The sequence below is a fragment of the Serratia sp. CY83965 genome (assembly GCF_052166375.1).
GTDB lineage: Bacteria > Pseudomonadota > Gammaproteobacteria > Enterobacterales > Enterobacteriaceae > Serratia > Serratia marcescens.
The window spans coordinates 291,151-305,864 of record NZ_JBJNOV010000003.1; the positions used below are offsets into that span (position 1 = coordinate 291,151).

General features: G+C 60.3%; 12 protein-coding genes. 3 read left to right on the forward strand and 9 right to left on the reverse strand.

From position 1 onward, the window contains the following. Positions 1 to 4 precede the first annotated feature (4 nt). The 4 genes from ACJ8PL_RS09290 to ACJ8PL_RS09305 all read right to left on the reverse strand — a co-directional run bounded on the left by ACJ8PL_RS09290 (position 5) and on the right by ACJ8PL_RS09305 (position 4,753). Positions 5 to 1,591, reverse strand: coding sequence for a cyclic di-GMP phosphodiesterase (locus tag ACJ8PL_RS09290; protein WP_016926975.1), 1,587 nt, complete (start codon positions 1,589 to 1,591; stop codon positions 5 to 7). Between the two features lie 413 nt (positions 1,592 to 2,004). Then, the gene (gene mepS / locus ACJ8PL_RS09295) at positions 2,005 to 2,580 is read right to left on the reverse strand and encodes a bifunctional murein DD-endopeptidase/murein LD-carboxypeptidase (RefSeq protein WP_025303553.1); all 576 of its coding nucleotides are present in this window, start codon (positions 2,578 to 2,580) and stop codon (positions 2,005 to 2,007) included. Between the two features lie 410 nt (positions 2,581 to 2,990). Further along, a complete protein-coding gene (locus ACJ8PL_RS09300; protein WP_261419446.1) occupies positions 2,991 to 3,701 on the reverse strand; it encodes a phosphatase PAP2 family protein in 711 nt (236 codons plus the stop codon). Positions 3,702 to 3,778: 77 nt separating this feature from the next. Further along, entirely contained in the window at positions 3,779 to 4,753 is a 975-nt protein-coding gene (locus ACJ8PL_RS09305; protein ID WP_442531091.1) for a CobW family GTP-binding protein, read from the reverse strand. Between the two features lie 318 nt (positions 4,754 to 5,071). Between ACJ8PL_RS09305 and ACJ8PL_RS09310 the strand changes: the two genes are divergently transcribed. After that, a complete protein-coding gene (locus tag ACJ8PL_RS09310) occupies positions 5,072 to 5,380 on the forward strand; it encodes a type 1 fimbrial protein (RefSeq protein WP_141967690.1) in 309 nt (102 codons plus the stop codon). A 62-nt stretch (positions 5,381 to 5,442) separates the two neighbouring features. Here ACJ8PL_RS09310 and ACJ8PL_RS09315 read toward each other — a convergent pair whose 3' ends face one another. Then, positions 5,443 to 6,915: a mannitol dehydrogenase family protein gene (locus ACJ8PL_RS09315; protein WP_049300475.1), complete on the reverse strand. Its 1,473-nt coding sequence runs from the start codon at positions 6,913 to 6,915 to the stop codon at positions 5,443 to 5,445. 293 nt (positions 6,916 to 7,208) lie between these two features. Here ACJ8PL_RS09315 and uxuA point away from each other — a divergent pair, with 293 nt between their 5' ends. Further along, positions 7,209 to 8,399, forward strand: coding sequence for a mannonate dehydratase (uxuA, locus tag ACJ8PL_RS09320; RefSeq protein ID WP_079452215.1), 1,191 nt, complete (start codon positions 7,209 to 7,211; stop codon positions 8,397 to 8,399). Positions 8,400 to 8,441: 42 nt separating this feature from the next. Here uxuA and yeiP read toward each other — a convergent pair whose 3' ends face one another. Together yeiP and mtr are read right to left on the reverse strand one after the other, a co-directional pair. Continuing rightward, complete coding sequence (yeiP, locus tag ACJ8PL_RS09325; protein ID WP_004935725.1) at positions 8,442 to 9,014, reverse strand: elongation factor P-like protein YeiP; 573 nt, start codon at positions 9,012 to 9,014, stop codon at positions 8,442 to 8,444. 126 nt (positions 9,015 to 9,140) lie between these two features. Further along, complete coding sequence (mtr, locus tag ACJ8PL_RS09330) at positions 9,141 to 10,385, reverse strand: tryptophan permease (protein WP_047025330.1); 1,245 nt, start codon at positions 10,383 to 10,385, stop codon at positions 9,141 to 9,143. A 271-nt stretch (positions 10,386 to 10,656) separates the two neighbouring features. Here mtr and ACJ8PL_RS09335 point away from each other — a divergent pair, with 271 nt between their 5' ends. After that, positions 10,657 to 10,911, forward strand: a complete 255-nt coding sequence (locus ACJ8PL_RS09335; RefSeq protein WP_015378527.1) for a YkgJ family cysteine cluster protein — start codon at positions 10,657 to 10,659, stop codon at positions 10,909 to 10,911. On the opposite strand, the gene ACJ8PL_RS09340 is transcribed toward ACJ8PL_RS09335, so the two are convergent. After that, positions 10,908 to 12,083 carry a sugar efflux transporter gene (locus ACJ8PL_RS09340; protein WP_079452216.1) on the reverse strand — a complete coding sequence of 392 codons (1,176 nt, stop codon included), beginning with the start codon at positions 12,081 to 12,083 and terminating at the stop codon, positions 10,908 to 10,910. The two genes, ACJ8PL_RS09335 and ACJ8PL_RS09340, sit on opposite strands and share 4 nt — an antisense overlap. Positions 12,084 to 12,238: 155 nt before the next feature. Then, on the reverse strand, positions 12,239 to 14,713 hold the full coding sequence (gene torA, locus ACJ8PL_RS09345; RefSeq protein ID WP_097101657.1) for a trimethylamine-N-oxide reductase TorA: 2,475 nt from the start codon (positions 14,711 to 14,713) through the stop codon (positions 12,239 to 12,241). Between the last annotated feature and the right edge of the window lies 1 nt (position 14,714).

Genomic DNA, 14,714 nt, shown 5'->3' on the forward strand with positions numbered 1-14,714 from the left:
AAGATTAACTATTTTTTTCCTGATAATCAAAGACCTGATGAGCATTGCAGTAAGCGACGAAATCATCGATGCTCAGCGGCTTGCTGAAGTAGTACCCCTGCATGAAGTTGACGCCGTGCTCTTGCAGGAACTGCATCTGCTCGGCGGTTTCCACGCCCTCGGCCACCGTCAGCATTTTCAGCTTTTTCGCCAGCGAGATCACCGCATCCAGCACCGGCGCGGTGACCGTATCCTGGCCGATGGTGTTGACGAAGCCACGGTCAATCTTCAGATAATCCATGGTGAAGCGCTCAAGATAGATCAACGCGCTGTGCCCGGTGCCAAAATCGTCCACTGCGATCTCGATGCCCTGTTTGTGCAGCCAGTCAAACTCCGCCAGCGCGCTCTCTTCTTCCACCATGCCGCGTTCGGTGATTTCAAACACCAGCGTAAAGTAATCGCCCGGCAGCTGCGTCAACAGTTCATACACGTCCTGGTGGAACGACGGCGCGCTGAGGTGGGCGGGGGAAATGTTGAGGCCAACTTTACCTCCCCGTGGCAGCGCTTTGGCGAGCTGTGGCACATCTTCGGCGATCAGCCTGAACAGGTGGCGGGTAAGCGGCACGATCAGCCCGTTGCTTTCGGCGTAGGGGATAAAGACATCGGGCGGAATACGGCCCTCGATCGGATGCTGCCAGCGGATCAGCGCTTCCAGCCCGCCGATGCTGTTGCTGTCGGTGTGGAACACCGGCTGGTATTCGATAAAGAACTCGTTGCGCTTGATGCCACGCAGCAGCGCGCGTTCCGGGCTTTGCCGCAGCAGCAGCATGTAGTAGCAGAGTACGCCGGTCATCAATGACAGCACCAAGCTGCCCAGCAGCGTCAGGCGAATGTCGTTGGGGGTCAGTTTCTCGTTGTAGAACAGGATGGTCAGCGGCAGATTGGGCAGCGTCAGGTTATCCGCCTTGCCCTTCGGCAGCTGATTGACCGGCATCAGGTTCGGGCTGAAAGTGGTCAGCGCGCGGTTGCCCATCACGATGGCGATGCCCGGCGCCTGTTCGTCGTGCGAGGTGAACAGCAGGTAGGGCATCAGATCGATGTCCAGCGTAGCGAGGATGCCGGTGGCCTTTTCGCCGGGATGCCGCAGCCAAACCGCAACCGCCGGTTTGTTTGGCACCATCGGCGTACCTTGCTGCAGCTTGAGATCCAGAGGCAGATCCCAGTCGATATCCTGGTAGATATTTTTCATCGGCAACATCATGTCGCCCGTGGCGGAGGAGCAATAGGCGTAACCGTCCTTCACCAACAGGAAGGTGCGTACGCCGCTGGTAAAGGCCGCCTGGTAGGTAATGTCCGACTGGCTGGAGAGGCAAGGCTTGTCCAGCAGCGGCATCATTTGCCGCATCACCGCCGTCAGATGCGAGATATAACCCAGCGTGAACTTTTGCGTGCGCGCTTCGACCTTATGTTGATATTGCGTGCGCTGGTGATTGATCAAAGAAAGCGTGACCGCGGTGAATAGCGTAAAAAATACCAGGGCGGCGACACCGCTTTTGGCCAGGCTGCGTTGTCGGTGAGACACGCTGCGGGCGAAAGCTCTTTTCAAGCCCATAACCGAGCCCTCTGCAACAGGGCGTCAGGCGTGTCGCGCAGCCAGTTAATGGATTGTGCCAGCGGCTTTTTTTTCATTTTTGCCTTTTTATCCCGTACCAACCGGCGGCGCCGTTTAAATATGCGGCGTCGCCGACAGAAATATCATGCGCATAATATCAGCGGAAACGTTTTAAATAACGCCGGGGCGCCGTTGCCGTCATCTGACGATAATAGGCGAGTTTTTCCTCGACGGTGCGATTTCCTGCCAACAGTTTATCAAAATAACGACGTGCGGCAGTGTTAAGTGGGGAACGGTGACGATAAGGCAGGGATCAATCTTGATGATACCCGCTCGACAGCCCAAAAAAAACGCCGCCCGTGGGCGGCGCTTATCGCTCGTTTGGTATTCAGGATCTTCAGGGCGTTGCGCCGTCAGCCGTTGGTCAGCACCCGGCGCGCTTCTCGATAACGTTTATTCCAATAGTTATCGGTCAGCTTGGAAATCATGACCCCACTGCTGGTGGAGGCGTGAACGAACTGATCGTTGCCTAAATAGATGCCGACATGGCGCCCGGTAGAACCGGCGCGGAACAGCACCAAATCGCCGGCGCGCAGCTTGGTGCGCTGGATTTTCTTGCCGAGATCTTCCTGTTCATAGGTTGAACGCGGTAAATCCATGCCGAACTGTTCGCGGAAGGTGCGCTGCACAAACGCCGAGCAATCGATGCCGCGCTTGGTGTCACCGCCTAAGCGGTAGCGAACGCCTTTCCAGTCCGCGTACTGATCCATAATCTTTGACTTGACGTCAACGTTGCGGACCATCGCTTCGAATTCATCCTGAGAGGCTTGCAGTAAAAGACCGTCTTTGTCATTAACTGCACGCATCTCAGTTTGTGCGTTATTCAAGTTCGAAGTGTGAGTCGAGCTGCACGCTGACAGCATAACCGCAGCGGCAATTGCAGGGACTACCCGCAAAAAATATCTCAGAAACGGTTGAGATTTGACCATTGTTGTTGTTTTCCCTTGAAGTCCTTAACGACGAAAGTCGCTATCTGAAAAATGCCAAACGAAACGAGCCTAGTCCGCACCTGTTGCATCGACAACCAGTTACCGTTGAAAACGTGCGAGAACGCACATTTTTATCGGATTTCATACTGATTCGACTTAAACCAGGCACAAACGCATCTGAGATTACCGGAACCAATAGGGGATTGCGAGCCTTTTTCCCGTCTTTTTTATATGAATTTGTGATGTAACATAATGTAAATCTTCATATAAAAAACGCCAATTGTCCGATGTATGAATCTGGCGTGAAATCAGGTTGCAAAAGCGTTAACGAACGGCGGGGAAATTTTTGCGCGCGGCGAGGGGGAGAGGACGGGAGGCGGGCGCCTCCCGGAATGAGTCATAGACACAAATTATGGTTGGCCGGGGCGGTACTTGCCGGGCAACAGGCGATTCAACCGATCGACGATCCAGTCGCTGCAAGGCGTCATCAGCACCCAGCTGGCGCCAACCAGCACTACGGACAATGAGCCGACGGCGATATCGGTAAACCAGTGGGCGCCAATCATCACGCGCGGCAATGAGAAGACCACCGTAATCAGCAGGGCGACGGCGAAGGCGCCGCGGCCGAAATAGCGCAGCATAAAGCAGGAAAAAATAATCAGCATCATGCCGTGGTCGCCGGGGAAGCTGTCGCCAGAAGCGTCCTTGGTGGGGATGCCGGTCAGCTCGCTGACGCGATGGATATTGTCAAAGGTCAGGGTGGGGCTTGGATGTTTCACCGGCAGCAGGTGGCCAAGCTGGTTCAGCACCACGGCGGTCAGCAGCATCACCACGCCGGTGATCACCAGGCGGCGGCGGCCGGCGGCGTCCTGCTTCAGATAGAAGTACAGATACAGCAGCCCCATGGCGAGCAGCGAGATCGCGTCGAACGCGCGGTTGTTGGTGATGGCGACCAGATGCAAAAACGCCGGGTCGGTGGCCAGATGGCGGTTAAAGAAGAAGAAGATCGCCGAATCCAGGGTAAACCAGCCGCCGTGATTGGCCGGCAGGAACCAGGACAGAAACAGCGCAACGCCCAGTAAATTGAAGAAGAGAATGAAGGGTAAATTGCGGCGTGTCATGACATAACCTGTTGGAAAAATGAAAACGAAATAAAACCCGGCTACCCTGCGGCAACCGGGGGGCAACGGTACGGGGTCTAACTTAAACGAATCTTAAACAAGGCGGATTGCAGGGCATTCCAATCGGCATTTTCGCTGTGGATAAGCTCAATTCGGCTGTCGAGCGGCGCGACCGGGCGGGTTTCGATGTTGAGATCCTGCCCCTGACGATTGATCAGCAATGTGCCTTCGGGGATGCGCACCACGCCTTTGGCGCGTTCGACCGGCGCGAGTCGCACCCATTCCATGAAACCGACGGTGTCGAACCGGGTATCGCCGTCAAAAATCCAGCCGCAGCTGGTGAAGCCTTGCCCTTCATTCAACGCTCGCCGCCAGCGGGCGTGCTCCGGTAGCCGCAGCGCCGCCAGCCCCTGCTTTTTCGCCTGACCATGATGATGCTGCGCGTCCGGCAATTCTGTACGATTCGTGCGCGGAAGTGACAACAGCGCGACATCCGCTTCGCCTTGCACGATGGCGTAGCAGGGCCGTTGCAGCGGGTCTTGCGCCTTCCAGGCCTCCAGCGCCAGCCTGTCTTCCGGCCGGTAGGTATCGCTTTTGCTGGCCAAAATAATATCGGCCGCGGCCAGCTGATCGCGGAAGTTTTCGTTGTCGCGGTAGCGGGGTTGGCTGAGCTGGCGGGCATCCAGCAGGCACAGGGTAGCCTGCAGATCGATCCAGCCGGCATAGCTCTCCTGGGTCAGCAGCGACAGGATTTGTTTCGGATGCCCGAGCCCGGTCGGCTCGATCAGCAGCCGGTCCGGTTTGGCCTGCTGCAACAGTATATTCAGGCCCACCTGCATCGGCAGGCCGTTGACGCAGCACATGCAGCCACCGGGGATCTCTTTGAGCACCGCGCCGCTGTCCGCCAGCAGCGCGCCGTCGATGCCGATCTCGCCGAACTCATTGACCAATACCGCCCAGCGTTCATGTTCGGGCTTATGAGCCAGCAAATGGCGGATAGCGGTGGTTTTGCCGCTGCCGAGGAAACCGGTAATCAAATTGGTTTTGGTCATTAATCATTCCTGGCGCAAAAATTAACCTGCTTAATAAATGAGTTACGCAGCCGTATCGGTGAAACGACCGCGATTTAATTTGTGCTCTATCTCGCAAATTTTGCACGTCACCCTGCGCTTTTCAACCGATAAAATCCACCTTTCTTTGCAAGAAAATTCTTAGATAAAACCCTGTATTAGATACGGTTAACTTTTGTTAGTAGCTTGTTTTTACATTGTTAATGACGCGATTAACGATCAAATCCTGTCCCTTTCCTTGCGATTATTCCTAACAAGATCCTCTATGGTTAAATTGGCTTAACTAAAAATGAGGTTGCCATGAATACCTTTCGGTTATTTTTGATCGTAGGAATGTTGTTTTCATGGACGGCAGTGAGTCATGCAGGCGTGGCCGGTGGGGTAATTCGCTTCGTCGGTTCTATCGTTGAAAGTCCTTGCACGGTCAAGATTGCAGATTCTAAGGCGAATACGCAATGTTACCGCAACGGCCAGCGTTATCAGGCCCAGCAAGCGTTGTCAGGTTTTGATGCTACACGCAAAGAACTTCCGCTAAATCTAGGCACAACCGAAATGAAGTGGGTGGACCAACAGAAGAAACTCGCTGTTATGACGGTCGTTTATCGTTAAGTCGTTCCGCCATGCCGGCGTAACGTTACGCCGGCATGGTTATTCTCGGCCCTGCAGGCTCCTCACCGCATCACCCACTCCTTCACCGTTTCACGCGCGCCGCGATCGCGCAGCGACAAATAGGCTTGCGTCACCGCGTCGGTAAATGCCGCATGCGCCGCCAGCGCTTCGCCGAATACCGATTTCAACGCCAACAGCGCCGCTACGCGCCGCCGATCGTCCGGCGTTGCGGCGATCGTCTGCTTCAGCACGTCTGCCAGCGGATCGCGAATGTCGATCGGCTCACCGGCGTCATCGACGCCGCCGACGTAACGCATCCAGCCCGCCACGCCCAGCGCCAGCCCGCTATAGTCGCCACCGTGCCGCAGATGCCAGCGCACGGCGTCCAGCAGGCGCTGCGGCAGCTTTTGCGTGCCGTCCATGGCGATCTGCCAGGTGAGGTGTTGCAGCGCCGGATTGCTGAAGCGCGCGATGAGCTGCGCGGCGTAGTCGGGCAGGCTGATGCCGGTGACGCTCAGCGTCGGCGCCTGTTCGTCCAGCATCAACCGCAGGGCGGCGCGGCGGTAGTGCTCATCCGCCATGCACTCGTTGATATAGCGGTAGCCGCCCAGGTAGCCTAAGTAAGCCAGGAACGAGTGGCTGCCGTTCAGCATGCGCAGTTTCATGTGTTCAAACGGCAGCACATCGCTGACCAACTGGGCGCCGGCCAGCTCCCACGCCGGGCGTCCGGCGGTGAAGTTGTCTTCCACTACCCATTGAATGAAGGGCTCACAGGCGATGGCGCATTCGTCGCGCACGCCGCCCAGCGCGGCGGCGATCTCATCCAGCGTGGCCGGCGTGGCGGCCGGCACGATGCGATCCACCATGGTGCAGGGGAAGGTGGCGGCGGTGGCGATCCAGTCGGCGAGCGACGGATCCCGCGCCTGCGCCAGATCGAGCACCGCCCGGCGCAACACGTGGCCGTTCTCCGGAATATTGTCGCAGGAGAGCAGGGAGAAGGCGGGCAGGCCGCGTTCGCGCCGCAACCGCAGCGCTTCCACCAAAATGCCGGGCGCGGTCTGCGGCTGATGCGGCCACGCCAGATCGGCGACGATCCCCGAATGCTGTCGATCCAACCGTCCGCTGCCGGGTTCGATGCAGTAGCCTTTTTCGGTGATGGTCATCGAGACGATCGCCACCTGCGGTTCGGCCAGCTTCTCCAGCACCGCGGCGATGCCCTCCAGCTTGCGGTGCAGGCTCTCATGCACCGCGCCGACCACGATGGCCTGATGGCCGTCCGCGCCTTTCTCCAGCACGCTGTACAGATGATCCTGTTGCCGCAGCGCCTCAAACAGCGGCACGCCGCCGGAAAGACTGATCTCGCAAATGCCCCAGTCGCCGCCGTGGGCGTTCAGCACCCGATCGGTCAGCAGCGCTTGATGCGCGCGGTGGAACGCGCCGAAGCCAAGGTGCACGATGCGGCTGCGCAGGGCCCGGCGGTCATAGCCCGGCTGCCGGACGGCGCCGGGCAGCGGGGTGTTGGCGATCGTTTTCATCTCATCTCCAAAGCGTGTAAGACAGCTGGCGGGCCACTTGCGCCAAGTTAGCAGACCAGTTTTCTGCCACATAGACAGGGTGGCGCCGGCGATAAAAAACTGCGACCAGTGTAAGGATGTCGGCCGGTTAAAGGAATTGGTCAGTCCAAAATAAGCCAGAAGCGTGAAGTGGATCAACCAATGAGGGGTTCGGTTTTGACAGCGCGTGGCGAAAGAGTAAGTTAAAGATAACTGACATCTAAATTAAACTGGTATAACAGCATTGCGGTGCGAGACAGGCATAAGGACAATACATGGAACAAACATGGCGTTGGTATGGCCCGAACGATCCGGTTTCTTTGGACGACGTGCGTCAGGCCGGGGCGACCGGGGTGGTGACGGCGCTGCATCATATCGCGAACGGCGAAGTCTGGCCGATCGACGAGATCCGCGCGCGACAGGCGCTGTTGGCGGAAAAGGGGCTGGTGTGGTCGGTGGTGGAGAGCGTGCCGGTACATGAGGAAATCAAAACTCACAGCGGTGACTGGCAGCGGCATATCGCCCATTACCAGCAGACGCTGCGCAACCTGGCGGCCTGCGGCATCGATACCGTCTGCTACAACTTCATGCCGATCCTCGATTGGACGCGCACCGATCTGGCCTATTCGCTGCCGGACGGCGCCAAAGCGCTGCGTTTCGATCAGATCGCCTTCGCCGCGTTCGAGCTGCATATCCTGCAGCGCGCCGGCGCCGAGGCCGACTATACGCCGCAAGAGCGCAGTCAGGCGGCAGCCTATTTCGCCGCCATGAGCGAGGAGGAGAAAGCCACGCTGACGGGCAATATCATCGCCGGGCTGCCTGGGGCGGAAGAAGGTTATACGCTGGAGCAGTTCCGCCGCCGCCTGGCGGAATACGACGGCATCGACAAGGCGCAGCTGCGCGAAAACATGGCGGTCTTTCTGCGCGCCATCGTGCCGGTGGCGGAAGAGGCCGGCATCCGGCTGGCGGTGCATCCCGACGATCCGCCGCGGCCGATCCTCGGCCTGCCGCGCATCGTCTCCACGATTGAAGACATGCAATGGCTGAAGCAGACCGTCGACAGCATTCATAACGGCTTCACCCTGTGCACCGGTTCCTACGGCGTGCGCGCCGACAACGATCTGGTGCGGATGATTGAAACCTTCGGCGATCGCATTCACTTTACCCACCTGCGCGCCACCTGCCGCGAGGAAAACCCGAAAAGCTTCCACGAGGGGGCGCATCTGCAGGGCGATGTGGACATGGTGGCGGTGATCGAAGCGATCCTGAACGAAGAACTGCGTCGGCAGCGGGCGGGCGATCGGCGGCCGATCCCGATGCGCCCCGATCATGGGCATCAGATGCTGGACGATTTGAAAAAGAAAACCAATCCGGGCTATTCGGCCATCGGGCGGTTGAAAGGGCTGGCGGAGCTGCGCGGCGTCGAGCTGGCGCTCAAGCGGCGCTTTTTCCCGGAATTACCGTAGCGGAAAATGAAACGGGGCCGAGCATCGGCCCCGCTGGCGCGACTAGTCGGCGCGGCTCATGTAGCGGCGTTCGGCGATATGAATGCGGATCTTGTCGCCGGCGCTGAGGTATTCCGGCACATGGATCACCAGACCGGTCGCCATGGTGGCCGGTTTGTTGCGGGCGCTGGCGGAAGCGCCTTTGATGCCCGGCGCGGTCTCGACGATTTCCATATCCACGGTCTGCGGCAGCTCCAGCGCCAGCACCTGGCCATCCAGCGTCAGCACCTGCATGCCCGGCAGGCCGCCTTCCGGAATGAACAGCAGCTCGTCTTCGATCTGGTCTTTCTTGAAGATGTACGGCGTGTAATCTTCGTCATCCATGAACACGTATTCTTCGCCGTCGATATAGGAGAAGTTCACCTTGCGGCGCGACAGGGAAATGGTGTCCAGGATATCGTCGCCCTTGAAGCGTTCTTCCACTTTCAGGCCGGTGCGCACGTCGGAGAAGCGCATTTTGTACAGGGTGCTGGCGCCGCGGGCGCTCGGGCTCTGCACGTCGATATCTTTTACCAGCAGCAGCTTGCCGTTGTAGCTGATCGCCATGCCGCGCTTAATTTCGTTAGCTCTTGCCATTTCAATTCATCCGCAATGAAGAGTATTAGAGAAGTTGCGACAAGGTACTCGCGCCGCCGATTTCAGGCAATAGCCCGGCGTAAAAACAGTGCGGGAAAGGGAGAGCAGGCGCTCTCCCTTCGAGGATTACCGGAAGACCGGCAGCAGGCCGAACAGCGACAGAATATGCGCGGCGGCGTTGATCAACCCGAACAGGATGACGAACAGGATCACGCCGTTGCCGCCCGGTGCGCGGTAACCGGCCTGCGGATAGCGGCGGCGGCTGGCGCGCGCCATCAGCGCCGGCACGATCACCGCCCAGATGGTGGCCGCCAGCCCGGCGAAGCCGATGGCGTACAGGAAACCGTTCGGGAACAGCAGCGCGGCCAGGGTCGGTGGCACAAAGGTCACCAGCGCGGTCTTGCTGCGCCCGACGGCGTCGTCCTTGAACTTGCAGAAGTCCGCCAGGTAGTCGAACAGGCCCAGCGACACGCCGAGGAACGAGCTGGCCAGCGCCATATAGGAGAAGGCGTTCAGCAGTTGGCTGACGGTTTGGCTGCTGGAGACGTTGCCCATTTGCTTGAGCAGGCTGCCGATGTTGCCGCCCTCGGCGATCACCTGCTTAAAGGCGTCGCGCGCGATATTGCCCTGAATCACATACTGCCACAGGATGTAGATAGCCAATGCCAACAGGGTGCCGTACACCAGGCTGCGCACCACGGAGCCGCTGTCCTTGTGGTAGTACTTCACCAGCCCGGGAATGTTGCCGTGGTAGCCGAACGAGGTCAGCAGGTAAGGCAACGCCGCCAGGGCGTAAGGCAGATAGCTGGCCTGGTCATCGCCGGTATTGAACAGCACCGCAGGCTGCACGTGGGTAAACATGTCGCCCACCGACATCACGAAGGTGATCACCATACCGCCGATCAGAATGGTGCTCAGGCGGTCGACCGCGCGGGTGGAGAGCCAGACGATAAACGCCACGACCAGCGCGAACACCAGGCCGGCGGTGGTCTGGCCGACGCCGACGATGCCCTCCAGCGTGTGCGCGATGATCGAGCCGCCGGCGGAGATATAGGCGTAGGTCAGGATGTACAGCACGAACGCCACCGACAGGCCGTTCACGGCGTTCCAGCCCTTACCCAGCAGATCCTTGACCATGGTGTTGAAGCTGGCGCCGCTCGGGTAGTGCAGCGTGGCTTCGAGGATCATCAGGCCGGAAAGCAGCATGCAGGCCCAGGTATACACCAGCAGCGCGACGGAGCCGCTGAACCAGACACCGGAAGTGACGATCGGAATGGAAAACATGCCGGCGCCAACGGCGGTTCCGGCAATGATCATCGCGCCGCCGAGGACGGAAGGGCGGGCCAGCTTCTGGATGGTGTCCGTAGACATGCGTGCTCCTGAGGGAAGAGGTTCTTTTGTACTAGCTCAATGGTACATGTGTGTATGGCGCATGTAAAGCGTGGGAATTGCACGCTTCACGCGTTTTTGTCTTTAAATTGCGGCTTTTTGGGCGTTTATTCGCCATGCGGTGAATCGGCCGGGGTAAGAGGGTTGCGGGACGAGTGTAAAGATCGCCAAGGCGCAGGGATTCTGCTGGCGGCCACCGCACGCGGCTGCTATTGTCGCGCTTCTTTTCCCCAGCCCGCCAGGAGTAGCGCTGATGGACTGTCGCAGCGACTGCGGCGCCTGCTGTATCGCGCCGTCAATATCCAGCCCGATCCCCGGCATGCCAAACGGCAAGCCCGCCAATACCCGCTGCATTCATCTGGATGAACGGCTGCGCTGCGGCCTGTTTCATTCGCCGTTGCGGCCGAAGGTGTGCGGCAGCCTGCAGCCGAGCCGCGACATGTGCCACGATCACCGCGATCAGGCGCTGATTTATCTCGCCAGGCTGGAAGCGGACACCGCGCCTTAAGCGTCTTTCAACCGCCACAGACACAGCGTCGCGCCTGCCGCCATCGCCAGCGCGGCGTAAAACACCGCATGGTAGCTCCAGATTTCCGCCACCGCGCCGGCGAGGGCGCCGGCGATGATCCAACCCACCCGAATGGTATTGGTGAACAGCGTGGTGGCCGTGCCGGCCTGACCGGGCATCAAATCCTGGAAATAGAGCATGCCTATCCCCGCCAGCACGCCGATAAACGCCGCATTCAGCAGCTGCAGAGCGATGAGTTGCCCACTGCCGGTGATAAGCAGCAGACCAGCGTAGAACAGCACGCCGGCGGCCACCGCCACGCGCATCAGGAAACGCTTGCCGCAGCGTTTCGCCGCCAGCCCGGCGAGCAGCATGATCGGGATCTCCAGCCCGGCGGCGGCGCCCATCAATATCCCGGCCAGCCGCTCCGGCAGCCGCAGTTCGTGCACTACATACAGCGGCATAGTGATCAGGTACATGCTGTTGGCGGTCCACATCAGGGTGCAGGCGGCGAACAGCAGCAGCGCATCGCGGCGATGCTGCCGCGGCGCGGCCAGCGGGGCGCCCGTCGCCACGGCTTTCGGCATCGAAGGCAACCGCTGCCACACCAGCAGGCCGCACAACACAAAGGCCGCCGCGCCCGCCAGATACAGGGTCTTGAAGCCGAATCCCAGCGCCAGCGCGAAGGCGATCGGCGGGCCGATTACCCAGGCGAGCGAGACCTGGGCGCGCATGATAGAGGTGAACATCACCGCCTCGCGCCCGGTGCGATCGGCGTGTTCGCGTGCCAGCGCGAACATTTGCGGGTTAGCGGTGGAGCCGAAGCTGGTGAGCAGCACGCCGACGAGCAGCAGCAGGTAATAGTTGCGGCTCCAGGCGAACAGGGTGAACCCCAACGCGCCCAGCATGCAGCAGAGGAAGATCAGTGATTTGCGGTCGCCTTTTTTATCCGAACGGCCGGCGAGAAACTGGCTGACCAGAATGCCGATCACCGCGCTGCCGGTAAAGAATAGCCCGACCAGCGCCGGCCGCACCTTGACTTCGGTTTCCAGAAACAGGCTCAGCGTCGGGGTTTGCAACGCGCCGGCGATGCCGGTCAGGAAGGCCACCGCCAAAAAGGCCAGCGAAGTGAGATCGGGCGTGCGTCGCGTTACTGCGGATGAAGTCGGCATGGCGGTTGATAATTCGTCGAAAAAGGGAGCTCGCGCGCATCATACGCCCGTTGAAAAGAAACGCAAACCGCTATCCCTCGGCGCAGAGTCAGCGACTCTGTCGCGCGGCGACGAGGAAAACAGGGGCGCGCCGCGCCCCCTTGCTTGCCGGTAAATCAGGCGCCTTGCGGCACCGCGTGTGCGGTATTTTTCAGCGCCGGCCCCTGATATTTCTCGATCTGCAGCTGCGCCATCTGCCCGCAGTTGCCCTGCGCCAGGCTGGAAGAGCCGATGTCGAAGGTCAGGCAGTTGACGTTGCCGTTCTTGCACAGCGAGCCGGGCTGCGCCGGATCGGCCGGATCGAACCAGGCGCCTTCGCTGATGCGCACCACGCCGGGCCGCACGTCTTCGCTGACCACCGCCCCCACCAGGATCTGGCCGCGATCGTTAAACGCCCGCACCAGATCGCCGCCGGTGATGCCGCGCGGCTGCGCGTCCTGCGGGTGGATCAGGATCGCCTCACGATCCGCCACCGCGTATTTCTTGCGCAGCGGCGTATTGTCGAGCTGGGAATGCAGCCGATTGGTCGGGTGCGCGGTATTGAGCGACAGCGGATACTTGGCCGCTTCCGGCCCGCGATACCACTCGTGCGGCGGCATCCAGGTCGGGATGCCGGGGCAATCCGCATAATGCATTTTGGCGATGGCGTCGGAGTAGATTTCGATCTTGCCCGACGGCGTGCCCAGCGGGTTAAGCAGCGGGTTGTCGCGATAGTCGGCAAAGCGCACCCACTGCTTATTGGCCTCCGGCACCGGGAAACGCACGTAGTTGTTGGATTGCCAGAACATGTCGAACGGCGGCAGCGCCACCCGCGCGGCGCGCGCCTGGTTTTTCATGTCGTCGTACATGCCTTTCAGCCACTGGGTTTCGTCCTTGCCTTCGGTAAAGGCTTCCTGCACGCCCAGCCTGGCCGCCATCGCCGAGAAGATGTCGAAGTCGCTGCGCGATTCGTGCTGCGGCGGCACGCATTGATGCATCGGGAACACGTAGAGCTGCGAATAGTCGCCGCCCATTTCCAGATCGTTGCGCTCGTAGCTGGTGGTGGCCGGCAGCACGATATCGGCATGCTTGGCGGTGGCGGTCCAGTAAGGCTCGTTGACCACGATGGTGTCCGGCCGCTGCCAGGCTCTGACCAGGTTATTAGTGTCCTGATGCTGGTGGAAGGTGTTGCCGCCCGCCACATACACCATTTTCACCTCGGGGTAGGTGACCTTGGCGCCGTTGAAGTCGATGGTTTTGCCCGGATTGCTCAGGCATTCGGCGATGCGCGCCACCGGGATCGGCGCCGGCGAGTTCTTCGGCGCATTGCCGGCGGAGATGCCGGCGATGATGCCGCCCTTGGCGGTCGGGCTGCCGCCGGACGAATAGTGGTAGCTGAAGCCGAAGCCGCCGCCCGGCAGGCCGATTTGGCCGAGCATCGCCGCCACCGTCACCAACAGCCAGTGCTGCTGTTCGCCGTGGTGCTGACGCTGAATGCCCCAGCCGCCCATGATCATGGTGCGGCTCTTCGCCATCTCGCGCGCCAACGCGCGCAGCGTGTCGGCATCGACGCCGCTGATGTCGGCCGCCCATTCGGCGGTTTTCGCCACGCCGTCGTTCTCGCCCAGCAGGTAGGCCTGGAACTTGTCGAAGCCGACGGTATAGGTTTTCAGGAAGTCCGGGTTATGCAGCTTCTCGGTCAGCAGCGTGTGGGCGATGCCGATCAGCATGGCGCCGTCGGTGTAAGGGCGCGGGGCGATCCACTGCGCATTGACGAACTTGGCGCTGTCATTGTGCACCGGATCGATGCTGATCACCCGGGTGCCTTTCTTCTTCAGCGCTTCGAAGCCGGTCTGGCCGACGTGATCCGGCACGTTCCAGCTGTTCTTCAGCGTGACCATCGGGTTGCAGCCCCACAGGATCACCAACTCGCTGTTCTCGATCACGTTCGGCCAGGCGGTCTGCTGTTCGTAGACCTCCATCGAACCGACCACGTGCGACATGATCACCTGCGCCGCGCCGGTGGAGTAGTCGCCGGCGTAGCCGAGGAAACCACCGGTCAGGTTCATCAGGCGCTGCAGCAGCGTACGGCTGTTGTGCAGCATGCCGACGCTTTTCCAGCCGTAGGAACCGGCGTAGATCGACTGTGGGCCGTGATCTTTCTGCAGGCGAACGATCTCATTGCACACCAGCTCGGTCGCTTTGTCCCAGCTGACGCGCACCCACTCATCGCGGCCGCGCAGCTCGGTGCGGCTGCCGGGGCCGCCTTCCAGCCAGCTTTTGCGCACCATCGGGTATTTGATGCGGTTCTCGGCGTGCACCTGATAAGGCGCCATGGTGATCAGCTCATTGGGATACGGATCGTCCTGCACCGGCTGCACGCCGACCATCTTGCCGTCCTGCACGATGGCCTCAAACGCGCCCCAGTGGGCGCCGGTCAGGATGCCTTTTTGCGCCTGACGCAAGACGATGAACTGCGGCAGCGCTTCGCTGATGGCCTGCGCCAGTGCCGCTTTGGGCCATAAGCCCGCCAGCAGCGGGGCGGCGGTCAGCGCGGCGGCGCCGGTCAGGAAGCGGCGGCGGCTCATTTTTAACGGTTGTTGGTTGCTCATT